The 18,766-nt window shown below is 47.3% G+C and carries 16 protein-coding genes and 1 rRNA gene; 15 read left to right on the forward strand and 2 right to left on the reverse strand.

What is annotated here, in order from left to right:
* Nucleotides 1-105, forward strand: a 5S ribosomal RNA gene (gene rrf, locus AC9UG7_RS01830); the annotation flags it as partial.
* Between the two features lie 66 nt (nt 106-171).
* Here rrf and AC9UG7_RS01835 read toward each other — a convergent pair.
* Entirely contained in the window at nt 172-1,077 is a 906-nt protein-coding gene (locus AC9UG7_RS01835) for an MBL fold metallo-hydrolase (RefSeq protein WP_509583514.1), read from the reverse strand.
* Between the two features lie 53 nt (nt 1,078-1,130).
* On the opposite strand from AC9UG7_RS01835, the gene AC9UG7_RS01840 reads away from it, so the two are divergent.
* From AC9UG7_RS01840 to AC9UG7_RS01870, 7 genes are all read left to right on the forward strand, one after another.
* Nucleotides 1,131-1,985, forward strand: a complete 855-nt coding sequence (locus AC9UG7_RS01840; protein WP_509583516.1) for a CorC family transporter — start codon at nt 1,131-1,133, stop codon at nt 1,983-1,985.
* 62 nt (nt 1,986-2,047) lie between these two features.
* Nucleotides 2,048-3,514 carry an apolipoprotein N-acyltransferase gene (gene lnt, locus AC9UG7_RS01845; RefSeq protein WP_509583518.1) on the forward strand — a complete coding sequence of 489 codons (1,467 nt, stop codon included), beginning with the start codon at nt 2,048-2,050 and terminating at the stop codon, nt 3,512-3,514.
* Nucleotides 3,515-3,518: 4 nt separating this feature from the next.
* Nucleotides 3,519-4,430 carry a glycine--tRNA ligase subunit alpha gene (gene glyQ, locus AC9UG7_RS01850; RefSeq protein WP_509583520.1) on the forward strand — a complete coding sequence of 304 codons (912 nt, stop codon included), beginning with the start codon at nt 3,519-3,521 and terminating at the stop codon, nt 4,428-4,430.
* A complete protein-coding gene (gene glyS, locus AC9UG7_RS01855) occupies nt 4,427-6,574 on the forward strand; it encodes a glycine--tRNA ligase subunit beta (RefSeq protein ID WP_509583522.1) in 2,148 nt (715 codons plus the stop codon). Before glyQ ends, glyS begins: the two co-directional genes overlap by 4 nt.
* A gap of 7 nt (nt 6,575-6,581) precedes the next feature.
* Nucleotides 6,582-7,169 carry a D-glycero-beta-D-manno-heptose 1,7-bisphosphate 7-phosphatase gene (gene gmhB / locus AC9UG7_RS01860; protein WP_509583524.1) on the forward strand — a complete coding sequence of 196 codons (588 nt, stop codon included), beginning with the start codon at nt 6,582-6,584 and terminating at the stop codon, nt 7,167-7,169.
* Complete coding sequence (locus tag AC9UG7_RS01865; RefSeq protein ID WP_509583526.1) at nt 7,169-7,921, forward strand: lysophospholipid acyltransferase family protein; 753 nt, start codon at nt 7,169-7,171, stop codon at nt 7,919-7,921. Before gmhB ends, AC9UG7_RS01865 begins: the two co-directional genes overlap by 1 nt.
* Nucleotides 7,918-8,802 (forward strand): M48 family metallopeptidase, encoded by an 885-nt coding sequence (locus tag AC9UG7_RS01870; protein ID WP_509583527.1) that lies wholly within the window; start codon nt 7,918-7,920, stop codon nt 8,800-8,802. Before AC9UG7_RS01865 ends, AC9UG7_RS01870 begins: the two co-directional genes overlap by 4 nt.
* Here AC9UG7_RS01870 and AC9UG7_RS01875 read toward each other — a convergent pair.
* The gene (locus tag AC9UG7_RS01875; protein WP_509583529.1) at nt 8,783-9,844 is read right to left on the reverse strand and encodes an MBL fold metallo-hydrolase; all 1,062 of its coding nucleotides are present in this window, start codon (nt 9,842-9,844) and stop codon (nt 8,783-8,785) included. The two genes, AC9UG7_RS01870 and AC9UG7_RS01875, sit on opposite strands and share 20 nt — an antisense overlap.
* A 62-nt stretch (nt 9,845-9,906) precedes the next feature.
* Here AC9UG7_RS01875 and AC9UG7_RS01880 point away from each other — a divergent pair, with 62 nt between their 5' ends.
* From AC9UG7_RS01880 to AC9UG7_RS01910, 7 genes are read left to right on the forward strand one after another with little or no spacing between them, the layout of a single operon-like run.
* Nucleotides 9,907-10,308, forward strand: a complete 402-nt coding sequence (locus AC9UG7_RS01880; protein WP_509583531.1) for a MerR family transcriptional regulator — start codon at nt 9,907-9,909, stop codon at nt 10,306-10,308.
* Nucleotides 10,309-10,311: 3 nt separating this feature from the next.
* On the forward strand, nt 10,312-10,968 hold the full coding sequence (gene can / locus AC9UG7_RS01885) for a carbonate dehydratase (RefSeq protein WP_509583533.1): 657 nt from the start codon (nt 10,312-10,314) through the stop codon (nt 10,966-10,968).
* A 12-nt stretch (nt 10,969-10,980) separates the two neighbouring features.
* Complete coding sequence (gene aceK, locus AC9UG7_RS01890) at nt 10,981-12,798, forward strand: bifunctional isocitrate dehydrogenase kinase/phosphatase (protein WP_509583535.1); 1,818 nt, start codon at nt 10,981-10,983, stop codon at nt 12,796-12,798.
* A 21-nt stretch (nt 12,799-12,819) separates the two neighbouring features.
* Entirely contained in the window at nt 12,820-14,001 is a 1,182-nt protein-coding gene (locus tag AC9UG7_RS01895) for an acetyl-CoA C-acyltransferase (protein ID WP_509583537.1), read from the forward strand.
* Nucleotides 14,002-14,004: 3 nt separating this feature from the next.
* Nucleotides 14,005-15,612 carry a carboxyl transferase domain-containing protein gene (locus AC9UG7_RS01900; RefSeq protein ID WP_509583539.1) on the forward strand — a complete coding sequence of 536 codons (1,608 nt, stop codon included), beginning with the start codon at nt 14,005-14,007 and terminating at the stop codon, nt 15,610-15,612.
* An 18-nt stretch (nt 15,613-15,630) separates the two neighbouring features.
* Complete coding sequence (locus AC9UG7_RS01905; RefSeq protein WP_509583541.1) at nt 15,631-16,764, forward strand: acyl-CoA dehydrogenase family protein; 1,134 nt, start codon at nt 15,631-15,633, stop codon at nt 16,762-16,764.
* 4 nt (nt 16,765-16,768) lie between these two features.
* Nucleotides 16,769-18,766, forward strand: coding sequence for an acetyl/propionyl/methylcrotonyl-CoA carboxylase subunit alpha (locus tag AC9UG7_RS01910; RefSeq protein WP_509583543.1), 1,998 nt, complete (start codon nt 16,769-16,771; stop codon nt 18,764-18,766).

An 18,766-nucleotide genomic window follows, 5' to 3' on the forward strand; every position in this document is an offset into this window, starting at 1 on the left:
CCATAGCGACGTGGTACCACTCCTTCCCATCCCGAACAGGACAGTGAAACGCGTCAGCGCCGATGATAGTGCGGATCCCCGTGTGAAAGTAGGACATTGTCAGGCTATTACAGCCTCAGAAAGCCCGATTCGAAAGAATCGGGCTTTTTGTTTTTTGGGAAACTTACTTCGCTAGGAATTAAAAATAATATGGTTGTTCTTGACCAAAGCTTTTTTAAATAAAAGTTGATCAATAACTTCTATTACCCAATGGACAAACTCTGCATCAAAATATTTTTCATGAATAGAGGTTAGCAAATGAGAATCAGAACACCAGTTTAAAAGGTAACTGTACTCACATTGTTGCAATTCCATCATTTTGAATTTAATCAGGACTTTTGCAGCGTAAAGCGCATGTAGTTTCGGAGTTTTATGAAATTGTTCCAAACGTTTTCTGGAAAAATCTAGCGCCTTTTGGGTGTCGACAAACAAAGGGCCGTGGCCAGGTAAAACCATGGCAGGATTGAGAGACTCAATCAAATCATAAGTAGCAGCTACGTTATCAAAACCAATGCCGCCCACAAACTCTGGAAAGATAACTGATGTTCCTTCTTCCCAAAGTGCATCTGCTGAAATCAATATTCGATTGTCTGGCTGAAAAAAAATCAAAGAATCATTGTCGTGGCCAGGCGATGAATATACCAACCATTCCAAACCGCATATGGTCAAAGAATCCCCAGATTGGATTCCATGTGTAGGACTAAATTGGTTGCAAGTTTGACCTGTGATAGAAAAAGTCAGTTCTGATTCATCCCAAGTGTTGGCGATATAAAACTGTGATTCTGGAACATGTACCTGAAGATCGGGAAAATGAGATTGCAAAAGCGCATTGCCTCCACAATGGTCGCTGTGCAAATGCGTATTGATTAAAACATCCAGGCATTGACCATTAAGGTGTTGATTAAGAATCAATAAAAGCTGATTTGCATGTGTAACATAGCCTGAGTCGAACAAAAATGCAGAATTCTGATCAGATATGAGTAAACTGTTGGAAGACAACCAGTCACGTTGAACAAAAATAAAACCAGATGGCAACATGATTGAATTTAAAAACAAAGCTATTAATAGCATAGTGTAAATAAAATCTAATTGTGAACCACAAACAAAAATCTATCTATGAAAAATTTATCCAGAGTAGTTGGATGAGGTTAATCGTCGAAAAATTCTTAAGCCCAGTCAACAGCAGGGATCAATTGATAGAAATTATTAAATTGGCTGGCAAAAAAGGCTTGGTAGGACATGAAAGTCAAATCATGTTTGAGGGGGTGATGAAAATCAGTCAAATGCATGTGGCAGAAATTATGATTGCAGCACCCAAGATGGATTTGATCAATATTGAAATGCCCATTGACGAAATGATGGACAAAATCATAGATATTGGCCATTCAAGATACCCTGTTTATGAAAATGATAAAGAAAATATCATTGGTATTTTGATGAGCAAAGATTTGCTGAAATGGCAGAGAGCACCAGAAATCAATTTAAAAGTATTTTTAAGAACAGCGGTCTTTGTGCCAGAAACTAAAAATTTAGTAGATTTATTGAAAGACTTTAAAAAAAATAGAAACCATATGGCGATGGTGGTGGATGAATTTGGAAGAATCTCTGGATTGGTCACATTTGAAGATGTACTGGAAGAAATTGTCGGTGAAATTGAAGATGAATTTGACACTGAAGAGGACGGCGGCGACATATTCAGTTTGGTTGACAAAACATACCGCATAGCAGGGCACACCACATTAGAAAAATTCAATCAATATTTTCAAATTGAATTATTGAGCGATGATGAAGAACAATTTGAAACTATCGGAGGACTGATTGCGCATCTGATGGGACATGTTCCAACCAAGGGAGAACATTTCGATATCAAAGGATGGCGTTTTGAAGTCATGCATTCTAAAAGCGGGGTTGTTAAGTGGTACCGTGTTAAAAAAATAGGAAATTGAGTACCGCTTCAAAACTACTGTTCGCAGACAACAGACTGAGCATTCTGTTTGGGGCCTTGCTCATGGCCACTGCAGCCAATCGTTTGTGGTCTTCTTATGCAAATGGATTCATTCAGATCCTTGGGCTGACCATACTCTATGCGGTGATCACTGACAACAAAGTAAAAAATAAATTTTTTTTAACTTGGGTATTTACGACACTCTGGTTAGTTGGATCGGTTTGGTGGTTATACATAGCTATGCATCAATTCGGCGGACTGCATCCTGTGTTAACTGTTGTGGCATTGCTTCTTTTATGTGGCGGACTGGCAAGTTACTACACAGCGACGGTATATGTATTGATTAGCACCTACAGGTATATTCCAAAAATCGGGAGAGCTTGGGTTTTTGCAGCCTGCTGGACCTTCGCAGAATTAGCCAGAGCACAGTGGTGGACAGGTTTTCCTTGGGCTGCCATTGGCTATGCGCAAGTAGATACCTCGCTCTCTTTAGCTGCACCTTGGTTGGGTGTATATGGTGTGGGATTTTTGTCGGCGGTAATCAGTGCCTTGCTATGGGAGTATCAAGGAAAAATCAAAATAATATTGATTTTTTCCTTGGCAATGGCGCTTTACCCCATTATCAATTCGACATTGACAGCAGAAGTCAAAGACACAGACATCTCCGTTACGCTTTTACAGGGAAACATTAAGCAAGACGAAAAATTCAATATTGCTAGACAGGACGCAGTAAAGTGGTATTTGACTGAATTAAAAGCCAATGAAACAAATCTTGTTGTCATGCCAGAAACAGCTATTCCCTATATAAAAGAAGAATTGCCTAAAGAATTTTGGACTGTCTTGAGAGAATCAACTGAATTAGAAAACAAAGTAGCCATCATAGGAATACCCACCAAAGATGAACTCAAAGGCTATGGAAACTCAGCCATAGGCATTGGATTTAACCAAGAATTACAGTATGACAAGTACCATTTGGTACCGTTTGGAGAATTCACGCCAAACATATTGAGATGGTTTACAAGATTAATGAACGTAGACTTTGGCGATTTCAACAAAGGGGATATCAACCAAGCCTTGTTTCATTGGAATGGACAGAGAATGGCCATGACTATTTGTTACGAAGATTTGTTTGGTGAAGATTTAGCTGTCAGGTTTAAAGAAGAAGAAAACGCACCGACACTTTTTGTCAATATAAGCAATATTGGATGGTTTGGGGATACAAGTGTGGTGGGGCAACATGTAGATATTGCACGCATGAGAAGTTTAGAATTTAAACGACCCACCCTACGTGCCACCAATTCAGGTGGCACCGCCATCATTGCGGCCAATGGAGAAATAGTCAGTCAACTCTCGCCCTATGTTCGAGGTAAATTAACAGGGCATATTCCAGCAACTCAAAAAGAAATTACCTTTTTTGCACGCTGGGCAGGTAAGTGGGGGTTGATGCCTTTATGGATACTTACATCCTGTGTGATGTTGTCGGCCCTATTGATCAAGAGATTTAATTTATTCAGTGAATCGGTAAAATGAAAACATGCTGACATTTCAACAAATGATTCTCCAATTGCAAAACTACTGGGATGCTCAAGGATGCGCCTTGTTACAGCCCTATGACATGGAGGTTGGTGCTGGTACATCACATACGGCGACATTCTTAAGAGCAATTGGTCCAGAACCTTGGAAAGCAGCATATGTTCAACCTTCTAGAAGACCCAAGGATGGCAGATATGGAGAAAATCCTAACCGATTGCAACACTATTACCAATATCAAGTAGTGCTCAAACCAGCACCAGCCAATATTCTGGATTTATATTTAGGATCATTGAAAGCGCTTGGTTTTGATTTAAATAAAAATGACATCAGGTTCGTCGAGGATGATTGGGAAAATCCAACATTGGGCGCTTGGGGATTAGGCTGGGAAGTATGGCTCAACGGTATGGAGGTCACGCAATTCACCTATTTCCAGCAAGTAGGGGGTATCAATTGCAAACCCATCACAGGCGAAATCACATATGGTTTAGAACGTCTGGCAATGTATTTACAAGGTGTTGACAATGTATATGATTTGAAGTGGACACAAGATCTCAGTTACGGCGATGTGTATTTGCAAAATGAAAAAGAACAATCCGCTTATAACTTTGAACACAGCGACGCTGAATTTCTTTTCACCGCATTTGCCTCGCATGAAAAGCAAGCACAATATTTAATGACACAAGCGCTTGCATTGCCCGCCTATGAACAGATTCTCAAAACGGCACATTCATTTAATTTATTAGATGCCCGTGGCGCTATCAGTGTGACTGAGCGGGCTGCCTATATAGGGCGCATCAGAAATTTAGCCCGCAGCGTAGCGCAAAGTTACTTTGAAAGCAGAGAACGACTTGGTTTTCCAATGGCGCCCAACGCATGGGTTCAAGATGCACTGAAAGAGAAAACTGCATCATGAACACACAAAATTTATTGGTGGAACTGTTGGTCGAAGAATTACCGCCTAAATCCTTAGATTTGCTGAGTCACAATTTTGCGGCAAAACTATGGTTGAGTTTGACGGAACAAGACCTGGTTGATGGGCAATTAAAAATAGAGGAATGTGTTCAAACATACGCGACTCCTCGAAGAATGGCGGTCTGGATTAAAGATGTTCGTGCAAACGCAAATGACAAAGTACTGCAACAAAAATTGATGCCCGCCAGTGTGGGATTGGATGCGAATGCAAATGCAACACCTGCTCTGATAAAAAAATTGCAGGCATTGGGCGTAGACACATCTGATTCCTCAAAATTGGTGGCTGGTCTCAAGCGTACGTCTGATGGAATATTGCAATACGAATACACAGCCAAAGGGGTGAGTTTGCAACACGGTTTGCAAAAAGCAGTTGAACAAGCTTTGGCTAAATTACCCATACCTAAACTCATGCAGTACCAACTTCATGAACATTGTGAAATGCCAGGTTGGAGCACAGTCAGTTTTGTACGACCAGCGCATGGTCTGGTGGCTATGCATGGTGACCAGATTATTCACATCACAGCGCTAGGATTGAACGCAACTGCTACTACCTTAGGCCATCGATTTGAAGCACTAACCACACCGGTTCACATACATACTGCCGACAGTTATGAAGAAGACCTCTTAAAAAATGGTGCTGTGGTCGCTTCTTATGAAAAAAGAAGAGCCAATATAGTCCTTCAGTTGAAGTCCGTCACGGCAAGCTTAGGCCATGATTTTCATTGCGAGATAGATCCTAGTTTGTTGGATGAAGTCACCGCCTTGGTAGAACGTCCCAATGTCATTTCTTGCCATTTTGAAGAGCAGTTCTTGAAGGTACCTCAGGAATGCTTGATTTTGACAATGAAAACCAATCAAAAATACTTTCCTGTACTGAACAGCAATGGCACATTGACCAACCACTTTATGGTGGTGAGCAATATTTCCGCCAAAGACATGTCTGCAGTCAAAACAGGTAATGAACGTGTGGTTCGACCGCGACTGGCGGATGCGAAATTCTTTTATGAGCAAGACTGCAAGAAAACGCTTGAATCTCGCATCAATGGATTAGAAAAAGTGGTCTACCATCACAAATTAGGTAACCAGTTACAAAGAATGCAGCGTGTAACCACGGTAGCACATCAACTGGCATCTATAGTGGGTGATGCGCAATTGGCTTTGAAAGCATCGACTGCAGCACGATTGTCAAAAGCAGATTTGTTGACAGACATGGTGGGTGAGTTCCCGGAATTGCAAGGCATCATGGGTGCTTACTATGCTAGAAATGATGGCGTTGCACCCGACGTCGCGCAAGCCATTGAAGACCATTACAAACCGAGGTTTGCTGGTGACCAACTGCCGATGAGCATGGTGGGTCTTGTCGTGGCAATGGCTGACAAAATGGAAACCCTCGTGGGAATGTTCGGCATTGGAAATTTGCCTACAGGCGACAAAGACCCGTTTGCATTGCGCAGACATGCATTAGGCGTGATCAGAATGCTGATAGATAAAAAAATACCCATCAGTATTCAACAACTGATAGATATTTGCGCAAGCAGTTTTGAAAAGCAAACGATTGCGGAGTTTGACAAAAGTAAGTTAGAACAATTTTTTCTTGAGCGTGTGGCGAATTTACTAGAGTCTGAAGACGTGATCCCTAGCCATGTCTCGGCAGTCATGGAATCAGTGAAGTTGAATACCTGGAGTCATGTCAGAGAACGTTTAGAAGCTGTTGCACAATTCTCTCTTTTGCCCGCCAGCGAAGCCTTGGCTGCTGCCAATAAACGCATATCCAATATTTTGAAAAAGAGTTCAGACTTTATAAATGCTGAAGTCAATCAATCTTTGTTGATTGAAAAAGCAGAACAAGATTTGTATACCCAATTAATCAACATAGCTGAAAAGGCAGATACATGTTTTAACGCCGGCGATTACAAAGCCAACTTGACTGTGCTGGCCGGTTTGCGAGATTCGGTAGATGCATTCTTCAATGAAGTCATGGTGAATGCAGAAGATCAAGCCATCAGACAAAACCGATTGAGCTTGTTGAATAAGCTGCACGCACAGATGAATCAGGTTGCGGATTTGTCAAGGCTTGCTTCTTAGGCGTTTGATGAACTCAAAATTAATTATTCTTGACAGAGATGGCACCATCAACAGAGACAGTGATGAATACATCAAGTCGCCAGACGAATGGCTGCCGCTACCCGGCGCTATTGAAGCCATGGCAAGAATGTATCAAGCCGGTTGGCATATTGTGATCGCCAGCAACCAATCTGGTCTGGGACGGGGATTGTTCGATTTGGCCACTTTAAATTTAATGCACGACAAAATGAACAAACTGCTTGCAACAGCAGGTGGGCGGGTAGATGCCATTTTTTATTGCCCGCATATTCCGCAAGACATGTGTCATTGCAGAAAGCCTCACGCTGGCTTGTTTGAACAAATCGGGGAGCGATTTGCTGTTCAGTTAGAACAGGTGCATGCAGTTGGAGATTCATTACGGGATGCTCAAGCCGCTGCCGCTGTCGGTTGTATGACACACTTGGTGTGCACTGGTAAAAGTGAACATTGGATAGAAAGTTATCCGCCTGAGTCATACCCGCCAGCCACCAAAGTGCATGTCAACTTGTCAGCCTTCGCAGATTGGTTGCTTACTCAAAATACGCATGAACATACGTTAGGTTCTAAAAGCAATTAATGTCTGCGATCAAATCAATACTTCATATGCTTTGGATGCTGGTCACTGTGGTGCCAGTTGCTGTGGTGTTATTGAGTGCAGCTGCTTTCCAATTCAATGGCCGAGTCTTGTACAAAATAGCTGTGTTTTGGTTGTCTTTGGCGATCCTAGGTGCGCGCCACATCCTGGGAATTCGGTATGTAGTGCAAGGCCGCGAACACTTGCCTACACTGGATCAGCCATGCATTTTGTTGGTCAAGCACCAATCAACCTATGAGACATTTCTCATGCCCGTCATCATGCCCAAAGACTTGGCGTATGTATTCAAGCGAGAGTTGTTATTTGTGCCTTTTTTTGGATGGGCGATTGGTCAGCTTGACATGATCCATATCGATCGGAAAATGAAATCTCAAGCTTTTCAAAAAGTCGTACAACAAGGTAAGGATTTATTAAACAAAGGCATCTGGGTCATTATGTTTCCAGAAGGTACGCGTATCCCACGTGGCCAAAAGGGAAATTACAAATCAGGTGGGGCACGCTTGGCCATTGAAACAGGCGTACCGGTCATACCTATTGCAGTGAACTCCGCTACATGCTGGCCACGAAAAGCATTTGTCAAAAAATCTGGGTTGGTGACTGTATCCATAGGACCTGCCATCTCAAGCCACGGCAGACAAGCAGATGAATTAATGGCAGAAGTTGAGCAATGGATTGAAGATGAGATGCACCAACTTGACCCCGCCGCTTATGACAAAGTCTCTCAACAGCCATGAGGTCATTCGTACAACTGGCGCTCAACTGGTTTGAACAACCGCAAGAAAGTACGTCAACTGCTGATTCAATGCATGCGCCTGTGTCAATGTCCAACGTGATGGACACGACGACGCAATTTCAACACCCTCGCGCTAACCGCCACATTCGTTTAGCCATAGGCAGCATTGGTTACAGATTGACACGCAGCAGACGTCAAACCATAGGAATGTCTGTAGGACCTGATGGACTGGATGTGCGTGCGCCGCGTTGGGTCAGTATTGCTGCGATTGACACTGCATTACTAGAAAAAGCCGACTGGATATTGCGTAAATTACAGGAAATGCAAGAGCGACACAAGGATATGCAGTCGACCATCATTGAATGGCGTGATGGATCTCGCTTACCTTTTTTGGGTGAGTCGGTGGTGTTGAAACTGGATGCAAGCCATTTGTTCAAGGATGTCGGTGCAAGGCTGGAAAAAAACGACATTTTGGAAAATGGAGAACGAGCGCATGTATTGAAAATTGCTGTTGCACAAAACGCAAACACATCGCAAATTCGCGATGCAGTTCAAGCTTGGTTAATGCAACAAGCCAAGCAGTTGTTCATAGAGAGACTAGACCATTTTGCGCCTGTATTGGGTGTGCAGTGGCGCAAGCTTTCACTCAGTAACGCAAGCACCAGATGGGGGAGTGCAGCATCGGACGGAAGTATTCGTCTGAACTGGCGCTTGGTCCATTTCAAAATGGAAACCATTGATTATGTGGTGGTACATGAACTCAGTCATTTGCGAGTGATGGATCACAGCCCCATGTTTTGGGAAACTGTGCGCAATGTGGTACCTGACTATGCCCACAGAAGAGCCGAACTCAAGGATGAAGCTATACCGAAATGGGTTTGAAAGAAATCCATCCGTTTGCATCTCGCGTTTTTTGTAGCTCGCCCTTGTACCAAAGGTAGTGCAAATGCGCCAATGCTTCTCCAAGCGCAAATGTGGTTTGATGAGGATCAAGTTCTCGTTTAAATAAAATACCCATAGCTTCAAAGGCATTCATACCTTCATCTGTGTAACGTTCGCGCAAATCATTCAGCCTGTCTTCGTGGTGTTGTAGCAATTGCTTAATGCGCTGGTGAACGCCTATGAATGGTTTACCGTGGGAGGGAAGTATCAAGCAATCATCCTGTAAGTGACTGTATTTATGCAAAGACTGCATGAATAAACCCAAAGGGTTGGCCAAAGGCTCTGTATCAAACACGCTGATATTGCTGGAGATGCGAGGTAACACCATGTCTCCGCTGATCATCACATTTAGCTCGGGGCAATGCAATGCAATATGTTCTGGGGCATGACCGTAACCGCTGATGCAATGCCATTGGTGATCGCCAATAAATAAAACTTGGCGGTCAATCAAGCGTACAAATTGAGACGGCAAAGCAGGCACCATATGATTGAATTGCAAAGTGCGTTCAGTCAATGCATTCAACACCAGTTCATCCTCAAGGCCGTGGGCTCGAAAAAAATGATGCGGTTGTTGATTTTCATGCTTTGCAGCTGTATGGATCAAGGTAAGCGCTGTGTGATAGTCCGTCGCGCTGATATACAGAGGCACTTTCCAAAGTTCACACAACCAATGCGCCAAACCCAAATGGTCAGGATGTAAATGCGTGGCAATGACACGCAACACAGGCAAGCCCATCAGTGATGTAGTGAAAACTTGTTCCCATTGCGCCCTGGCAGTCGGGTTGTCTAAGCAACAATCCACAATGCACCAACCGTCTAGGCCATCGACTTTGTCACGAATAAGCCATAAATTGATATGGTTGAGTGCAAAAGGCAATGTCATCCTCACCCAACGTATGCCTGGTGCGACAGACAAATGAAAACCTGGGTCTGGCAAGGCGTCGCCAAGCGGGTATAGCAATTCTTTTTCTTGAGGATTCATAGGCGGCCATTTTGCTTGATAATTGACGTTTACGTAAACGTTAACTAAAACAAACTGTCCACATGGCGACCCAATTCAGCATCCGTGATCTGGCCAAGGAATTTGATTTGACCACCCGTGCCATTCGTTTTTATGAAGACATGGGGCTATTGCGCCCGGAGAGATTGGGTCCGGGCGGAAGAAGTCGCGTCTACAGTGCCAGAGAGCGAGCCCGTTTGCGTTTGACTTTGCGTGCCAAGCGTCTGGGTTTGTCATTGATGGAAGCCAAAGACATTATCGACATGTACGACAGTCCCAGGGATACCGTACCCCAGTTGGAAAAATTCATCAATGTGCTGGCTGAGCATAAAAAGCAACTTGAAAATCAGATGCGCGAAATTCAGGCCAACCTGGATGAAGTCAAGCAACATGAAAAAGAAGCCAAACAATTGATGTCTAAACACAGCAAGAAAGCCAAGGTCTGAGCAATGCCAATCATTCTTGATGAATTGTTTCAAAATAACCGCGCTTGGGCCGATCGCATGAGCCGTGAGCGACCCGGGTTTTTTGAAAAGCTTGCCAAGCAACAATCCCCCAAGTATTTATGGATTGGTTGTTCTGACAGTCGGGTGCCTGCCAATGAAATCATCGGCTTGGATCCAGGTGAAGTTTTTGTCCACCGCAACGTAGCCAATTTGGTGGTCCATTCAGATTTAAATGCCTTGTCAGTGATTCAATTTGCCGTAGAGCACCTGAAGGTAGAACACATCATGGTGGTGGGGCACTATGGTTGTGGCGGTGTAGTGGCCGCAGCACGTGGCTTGCGAATCGGATTGGCTGACAACTGGCTGCGTCATGTGCAGGATGTGCATTTGCGACATCGCCAGCGTTTGAACCATTTGCCGCCCAAAGAAATGGAAGACGTATTGTGTGAGATGAATGTGATCGAACAAGTAGGAAATGTCGCGTTATCCAATGTCTTACAAGATGCCTGGTCACACGGACAAAAACTCAGTGTTCATGGTTGGGTTTATGGACTGAAAGACGGGCTTGTCAAAGACTTACAAGTGACCATGAGTAATTCGCAAGAAGTGGTCGAAGTGTTTCGCAATGGCTTTAAGCGTTATCCGCGCGCAAGCGCTTAATGTGGGTTCGGTATGTTTCCACAACGACTTGACTCAACGGTAGCCTACGGCATAGCGCAGGCCATGATGGACGGCTTTAACCGCCATTACCAGTTGTTCCGACAAGAATCTGCCAAAGCCAAACAGCGTTTTGAAAATCAGGATTGGCACGGGCAACAGCGTGCGCAAAGAGAGCGTATTGAGTTTTATGACCTGCGGGTGAAAGAATGCTCAGCCAGACTCGAGTCCGAATTTGAAGCCGCTCAACAACCACCAGACATTTGGCAGCAAGTCAAGTTGCATTACATAGGTTTACTGGTCGACCATTTCCAGCCCGAGCTTGCTGAAACTTTCTTCAATTCCGTGACCACGAAAATACTGGATCGCAGCTATTTTCAAAATGAATTTATTTTTGTGCGCCCAGCCGTCAGTACAGAGTACATCGAAAGCGATGAGCTTGATGCTTTGCCCACCTACCAAGCTTGGTATCCGAATGCAGATAACCTAGCTGACACCATTGTGCTGGTGATTAAACACTTTAATCTGACGTGTCCGTTTGCAGATATGCAAAGAGATGCAGGCGATATTTTGCGCAATGTTCGCAAGCGTCTGGCCCATTCGAAGTTGCGTGCTAATTTTCAAATTCAAGTTTTAAACAGCTTGTTTTACCGTAACAAAGCGGCATACATCGTAGGAAAGGTGATCAATGGCTTTAATGAGATTCCGTTTGCTTTGCCTATCTTGCACAACAGCAAAGGCGAATTGGTGATCGATGCAGCCTTGTTCGGTGAAGATGATTTCTTGATGCTGTTTAGTTTTGCGCGTGCGTATTTTCTGGTTGACATGGATATTCCTTCGGCTTATGTGCAGTTTTTGCGTAGCCTGATGCCACGCAAACCGCGTGCCGAGATTTACAACGCACTGGGATTGGCCAAGCAAGGCAAAACGCTGTTTTACCGTGACTTGCTTTATCACCAGCGTCACAGCACCGATAAATTCCGGATTGCTCCCGGTATCAAAGGCATGGTCATGCTGGTGTTTGATCAGCCCTCATTTCCTTTTGTCTTCAAAGTCATCAAAGATTTTTATCCGCCGCAAAAAGACACCACTCGTGAACAAATACAGGGCAAATACTTGCTCGTGAAACAACACGACCGCGTCGGTCGCATGGCAGACACACTGGAGTACAGCAATGTGGCGTTTCCGCGTGAACGGTTTGAAGATGAATTGATTGAAGAAATACAAAAATTTGCACCAAGTCAAATCGAAATCAATACCCGGCCAGATAACGGCAGACAAGAAGTGGTGATCAAGCATGCATATATTGAGCGACGCATGATTCCATTGAATATTTACCTGCAAGAGTCATTTGACGTGGGCTTACAAGATCCGCGCGCTAAGGCGCAGATGGAGCGTGCAGTGATCGAATACGGCAATGCAATCAAAGATCTGGTGGCTGCCAATATATTTCCTGGCGATATGTTGTGGAAAAACTTTGGCATCACACGCCATGGCAAAGTGGTGTTTTATGACTATGACGAAATTGAATACATTACAGATTGCAATTTCCGCAAGGTACCTCAACCGCGCAATGAAGAAGATGAAATGTCTGGTGAAATCTGGTATCACGTCGGACCGCACGATGTGTTCCCTGAAACTTTCGGCCCCTTTTTGCTCGGCAATCCAGCAGTGCGTGAAGTGTTCATGAAGCACCATGCGGATTTATTGGATGCCGGATTTTGGCAAGGTCATAAAGAAAAAATCCATCAGGGGCATGTGCACGATGTGTTCCCTTATGAAGCAGACAAACGATTTGTGGTGCAAAGAGCCGCCATGCAGTCATCCACTTGAATTTTTTTGAAGGAGTTGTCAATGTCAGATCCCGTTGTGATAGTGAGTGCCGCACGTACGCCCATGGGCAGTTTTCAGGGTGATTTTTCTTCTTTGTCAGCCCATGACTTGGGCGGTGTCGCTATCGCTGCAGCAGTCGCACGCGCGGGCATTGCACCAGATGCAGTCACCGAGGTGTTGTTCGGAAACTGTTTGATGGCTGGTCAAGGACAAGCACCGGCACGTCAGGCGGCATTCAAAGGGGGCTTGCCTAAAAGTGCGGGTGCTGTCACTTTGTCCAAGATGTGCGGCTCAGGTATGCGTGCTGCGATGTTTGCGCACGATATTTTGAGTGCAGGTTCTCAGGATGTGATGGTGGCAGGAGGTATGGAGAGCATGACAAATGCACCTTATCTGATGTTGAAAGGGCGAGGTGGCTACCGCATGGGCCATGACAAAATTTACGATCACATGATGCTGGATGGACTGGAAGATGCCTATGAAGCGGGTCGCTCGATGGGTACATTCGGTGAAGACTGTGCAGCCAAATACACATTCACTCGCGAAGCGCAAGACCATTTCGCCATGACCAGTGTGCAGCGTGCCAAGGATGCCACGGCGAACGGCTCATTCAGCAAAGAAATTGCAAGTGTCACCGTGAAAGACCGCAGCGGTGAACGCGTGGTGAGCGTGGATGAAGGCCCGGGCAAGGTCAAGCTCGACAAAGTCACCAGCCTCAAGCCTGCTTTCAAAAAAGACGGCACTATCACTGCAGCCTCTAGCTCATCCATCAATGACGGTGCTGCTGCACTGGTCATGATGCGCGAGAGCACAGCGAAAAAGCTCGGTTGCACGCCATTGGCGCGTGTGGTCAGCCATGCCACGTTTGCACAAGAACCCGAATGGTTCACCACAGCGCCGGTAGGTGCCACGCAACATGCATTGGCCAAGGCCGGATGGAAAGTCAGCGATGTTCAGTTATGGGAAGTCAACGAAGCATTTGCGGTGGTACCCATGGCGCTGATGCATGAATTGAAAGTGCCCCATGAAATAGTCAACGTCAATGGCGGTGCCTGCGCCTTAGGCCACCCCATCGGCGCCTCAGGCGCACGCATCATCGTGACTTTGTTGCATGCCTTACAAGCGCATGGTTTGAAAAAAGGCTTGGCAACCTTGTGTATTGGTGGTGGCGAAGGCACGGCCATGGCGCTTGAATTGGTCTGAGCCATGAGCGTTCTCACCTCCAACTTGTCAACCCGTTCGGCCGCATTCATCGCCAATGCCCAAGCCATGCAAGCCGCGGTGGATGATTTGCGGGTGCAGATGTCGCTGAGCGCTCAAGGGGGAGGCGAGGTCGCGCGCGCCAAACATGTGGCGCGCGGCAAATTTCCGCCGCGCGAGCGGGTAGCCATGCTGCTCGATCCCGGTTCGCCGTTTCTGGAATTCAGTCCGCTGGCAGCACACGGCATGTACAACGGGGACGCACCCGGCGCTGGCGTGATCGCAGGTATCGGCCGCATCAGTGGCGTAGATTGCGTCATCGTGTGCAACGATGCCACCGTCAAAGGAGGCACGTATTACCCCATGACGGTGAAAAAACATTTGCGTGCACAGGAAATTGCACAGCAAAACCAGTTGCCGTGTATTTATTTGGTGGATTCGGGCGGTGCCAATCTGCCTAACCAAGACGATGTATTTCCTGACCGTGACCACTTTGGGCGTATTTTTTATAACCAAGCCAATATGAGTGCGCAAGGCATTGCGCAAATCGCGGTTGTCATGGGCAGTTGCACCGCTGGCGGCGCGTATGTGCCTGCCATGAGTGACGAAACCATCATTGTTAAAAACCAGGGAACGATTTTTTTGGGCGGCCCGCCATTGGTCAAAGCTGCGATTGGTGAGATTGTCAGCGCGGAAGATTTAGGCGGTGGTGATGTTCATACACGCTTGTCCGGTGTGGCAGACCATCTCGCAGACAATGATGCGCATGCACTGGCTTTGGCGCGTCAAGCGGTGTCACGCTTGAACCGCCGCAAAACATTTGACACTGAAGTGGTTGCCGCAAGACCACCTTTGTATGACCCGCAAGAAATTTACGGCGTGATTCCAGTGGATACCCGCAAACCCTACGACGTGCGAGACATCATTGCGCGGGTGGTGGACGGCTCCGAGTTCCACGAGTTCAAAGCCCGCTTTGGCAGCACGTTGGTGTGTGGTTTTGCGCACATCGAAGGCATGCCGGTAGGTATTGTGGCCAACAACGGTGTGCTGTTTTCCGAGTCTGCACAAAAGGGTGCGCATTTCATTGAATTGTGTTGTCAGCGAAAAATTCCATTGGTGTTTTTGCAAAACATCACCGGTTTCATGGTCGGGCGCAAATACGAAAACGAGGGCATTGCCCGACACGGCGCCAAGATGGTCACCGCAGTAGCCACAGCGCAGGTACCTAAATTCACCCTCATCATTGGTGGCAGTTACGGTGCTGGTAACTACGGCATGTGCGGGCGCGCTTTCAACCCCCGCTTTTTATGGATGTGGCCGAATGCGCGTATTTGCGTCATGGGCGGTGAGCAGGCCGCCAGCGTGCTCGCTACGGTCAAGCGTGACGGCATTGAAGCCAAGGGCGGCAGTTGGAGCGCCGATGAAGAGGCCACATTCAAACAACCATTGCTGGATCAATTTGCTCACCAGTCGCATCCTTATTACGCCAGTGCGCGTTTATGGGACGACGGCGTGATTGATCCAGCCGATACCCGGCAAGTGCTGGCGCTGGCTTTGTCCGCGTCTTTGAACGCACCCATTCCCGACACCCGCTTCGGTGTCTTTCGCATGTGACTTTTTGAGATAACAGCCATGAACCATATTTACCACTTACCCGAACACCAAACCTTGCGCGACCAAATGGCGCGTTTTCTGGAGCGTGAAGTTGAACCCCATGGATTGGAGTGGGAAAAAACAGGCAAGGTGCCGCGTGAGGTGTTGCGCAAAATGGGCGAAGCTGGTTTTTTGGGATTGATGTACGACAGCGAGTATGGCGGCGCAGAGGCTGACGCATTGACCAACTTGGTGTTTGCAGAAGCGCTATCTCAATCGACCTTTGCCGGATTCATTGTCAGTGTGCTGGTGCATACCGACATGGCCAGCCCGCATCTACACCATGCAGGTACGGCGGCACAAAAAGCCAAGTACATGCCGCGCATCATCACAGGTGAAACCATCAGCGCTGTTGCCATGACCGAACCTGGCGCCGGTTCTGATTTGTCAGGCATGCGCAGCACCGCAAAGCGCGACGGAGATGCTTGGGTGCTTAACGGCACCAAGCTGTACATCACCAACGGTGTCCATGCCGATGTGTATTTTGTGGCGGCAAAGACAGGAACAGGCAAGCACCAAATGTCGATGTTCATTTTGGAAAAGGGTACACCCGGCTTCAGCGTCGGTCGTTCCTTAGATAAAACCGGGTGGTTGTGTTCTGACACCGCAGAGTTGGTGTTGGACAACGTCAGATTGGGCCCTGAAGCTTTGTTGGGCGAGCAGGACAAAGGCTTTTACGCCTTGATGAAAAACTTACAAACCGAACGCATTGCATTGGCTGCGATGGCCGTTGGGCATTGTCAACGCGCCATTGAACTCACGCTGGACTACGTGCGTCAACGTCAGGCGTTCGGCAAAAGCCTGTGGGAGATGCAGCACATTCGTCAACGCATTGCCATGTTGGATGCCAAAACCCGCTCGGCACGTCAGTTCATGTACCACTGTGCATGGTCGGTCACACAAGATCACGACATTGTTCAAGAGGTGTCCATGCTCAAAGCCTTGACTGGAGATTTGGTCAACGAAGTGGTCGGCGGTTGTTTGCAATTCTGGGGCGGAATGGGTTATATGCGCGAAGCGCCTATTGAGCGTTTGTGGCGCGATGCGCGGGTGCTGGCCATCGGTGGCGGCGCCACCGAGGTGATGCTAGAAGAAGTCGCCAAACGCTATTGATGCCATGTTCCGAAAAATACTGATTGCCAACCGTGGCGAAATCGCATGCCGAGTCGCTGCCACGGCGACCCGCATGGGGGTACGCACTGTCGCTGTTTACTCTGATGCGGATGCACTGGCGGCACATGTGCAAGCTTGTGACGAAGCTGTGCATATCGGTGGGCCTGCTGTTGCTGACAGTTATTTACAGTGGCAGCGCATTCTGGATGCGGCTGTTCAGACCGGTGCGCAAGCGGTGCATCCCGGGTATGGTTTTCTCAGTGAAAACGCCGATTTCGCCAACGCCTGTGCAAGCGCAGGTCTGGTGTTCATCGGTCCGAGTGTGGCTGCGATTGAAGCCATGGGGCTCAAGGCTGCTTCTAAACAGTTGATGGAAAAAGCAGGTGTTCCCCTGGTCCCCGGCTACCACGGGGCAGACCAAACACCTGCATTGCTTGTAGAAGAAGCCAAACGCATTGGCTATCCCGTGTTGATCAAAGCCAGTGCAGGCGGTGGCGGCAAAGGCATGCGCATCGTTCATCAAGCCGCAGACTTTCTTGAAGCTTTAGCGTCTTGTCAACGCGAAGCCAACCACAGTTTCGGCAATGAAGCGGTGTTGATTGAAAAGTATGTGCAACGACCACGCCACATAGAAATACAGGTGTTTGGTGACAGCCAAGGCAACCTGATTCATTTGCATGAACGCGATTGTTCGGTACAACGCAGGCACCAAAAGGTATTGGAGGAATCACCTGCACCTGGCTTGACCGCAGACTTGCGCGCGCGCATGGGCGCCGCCGCCGTCGCTGCAGCCAAAGCTGTCAACTATGTCGGTGCCGGTACCGTGGAATTCATCGTCGAGCAGTCTGAGCGTGACATGGATTTTTTCTTCATGGAGATGAATACCCGCTTGCAGGTTGAGCATCCTGTGACAGAGGCGGTGACAGGTTTGGATTTGGTGGAGTGGCAATTGCGGATTGCATACGGTGAGCCCTTGCCTTTGACGCAAGCGCAAGTTTCTGTGCATGGCCATGCAATTGAGGCACGCATTTGCGCAGAAACCCCTGACAACGATTTTTTACCGGCCATTGGTAGCTTGCAAGTGATGCGCAAACCGTTGTCCAGCCATTTCACCGTCGCACCGGTTCGGTTCGACAGCGGTGTACGCGCAGGCGACAGCATCAGTCCTTATTACGACTCGATGATTGCCAAACTCATCGTTCATGCGGATACACGTGAGCAGGCACTGGCCAGGCTGGATCAGGCCTTGGCTCAATTACACATCGTTGGGGTGCAAAACAATGTGGCTTTTATCCGGCGTGTGATTCGCACTGATTCATTTGCCAACGCGCAGCTGGACACCGCACTGATTGAACGTGAAAAGGCCGTACTTTTTCATCAGCAAGCTGTGCCTATCGACATTGGCATAGCGTCTGTGGTGGCGGCCATGTTGCGAGCCCAGTCACATGAGGCTGTGGCTTGGACAGACCCTTGGGCCGTGTGTAATCACTGGTTGATGCAAGGAAGCGCTGTCCGGTCATACATTTTTGAAGTGAATGAAAACAAGCATGCCATTGCGCTGACATTCCAGGTGCGGGGCAACATGCGTTTGAACATCGCAAACCATGAGGCAGATTTCAGCTGGCATGATGAAGACGGGCAATTGCAAGTGAAATGGGGCAAGCATGCGTGGCGGTGCCATGTGTACGCGCATGGTGAGGACTGGCATGTGTTTTCTGATGCCGGCGCTTGCAATGTGACACTGGTCAATCCTTTGGCCTACCAGTCGCAAGATTTGGCAGCAGGTGGCAATCTGGCCGCGCCTATGCCTGGCAAATTGTTATCGTTTGCAGTCGCTGTGGGAGATAAGGTGGTCGCTGGTCAAGCGCTGGCTGTGATGGAGGCCATGAAGATGGAACACACAGTCGCTGCGCCGTTTACAGGTACTGTTGCAGAGTTGTTGTACGCGCCCGGCGATCAAGTCTCAGAAGGCGCGCCTTTATTGTCTTTAAGCGTGGACTGA

This window comes from Limnohabitans sp., assembly GCF_046052765.1.
Taxonomy (GTDB): Bacteria; Pseudomonadota; Gammaproteobacteria; order Burkholderiales; family Burkholderiaceae_C; genus Limnohabitans.

Excerpts from the sequence above, each read along its gene's own strand:
- AC9UG7_RS01900 (WP_509583539.1), top strand. The coding sequence starts at position 14,005 with ATGAGCGTTCTCACCTCCAACTTGTCAACCCGTTCGGCCGCATTCATC.
- can (WP_509583533.1), top strand. The coding sequence starts at position 10,312 with ATGCCAATCATTCTTGATGAATTGTTTCAAAATAACCGCGCTTGGGCC.
- AC9UG7_RS01835 (WP_509583514.1), bottom strand. The coding sequence starts at position 1,077 with ATGTTGCCATCTGGTTTTATTTTTGTTCAACGTGACTGGTTGTCTTCC.
- AC9UG7_RS01880 (WP_509583531.1), top strand. The coding sequence starts at position 9,907 with ATGGCGACCCAATTCAGCATCCGTGATCTGGCCAAGGAATTTGATTTG.
- AC9UG7_RS01905 (WP_509583541.1), top strand. The coding sequence starts at position 15,631 with ATGAACCATATTTACCACTTACCCGAACACCAAACCTTGCGCGACCAA.
- AC9UG7_RS01895 (WP_509583537.1), top strand. The coding sequence starts at position 12,820 with ATGTCAGATCCCGTTGTGATAGTGAGTGCCGCACGTACGCCCATGGGC.
- AC9UG7_RS01910 (WP_509583543.1), top strand. The coding sequence starts at position 16,769 with ATGTTCCGAAAAATACTGATTGCCAACCGTGGCGAAATCGCATGCCGA.
- AC9UG7_RS01870 (WP_509583527.1), top strand. The coding sequence starts at position 7,918 with ATGAGGTCATTCGTACAACTGGCGCTCAACTGGTTTGAACAACCGCAA.
- glyQ (WP_509583520.1), top strand. The coding sequence starts at position 3,519 with ATGCTGACATTTCAACAAATGATTCTCCAATTGCAAAACTACTGGGAT.
- AC9UG7_RS01865 (WP_509583526.1), top strand. The coding sequence starts at position 7,169 with ATGTCTGCGATCAAATCAATACTTCATATGCTTTGGATGCTGGTCACT.
- glyS (WP_509583522.1), top strand. The coding sequence starts at position 4,427 with ATGAACACACAAAATTTATTGGTGGAACTGTTGGTCGAAGAATTACCG.
- AC9UG7_RS01875 (WP_509583529.1), bottom strand. The coding sequence starts at position 9,844 with ATGAATCCTCAAGAAAAAGAATTGCTATACCCGCTTGGCGACGCCTTG.
- lnt (WP_509583518.1), top strand. The coding sequence starts at position 2,048 with ATGGCCACTGCAGCCAATCGTTTGTGGTCTTCTTATGCAAATGGATTC.
- gmhB (WP_509583524.1), top strand. The coding sequence starts at position 6,582 with ATGAACTCAAAATTAATTATTCTTGACAGAGATGGCACCATCAACAGA.
- aceK (WP_509583535.1), top strand. The coding sequence starts at position 10,981 with ATGTTTCCACAACGACTTGACTCAACGGTAGCCTACGGCATAGCGCAG.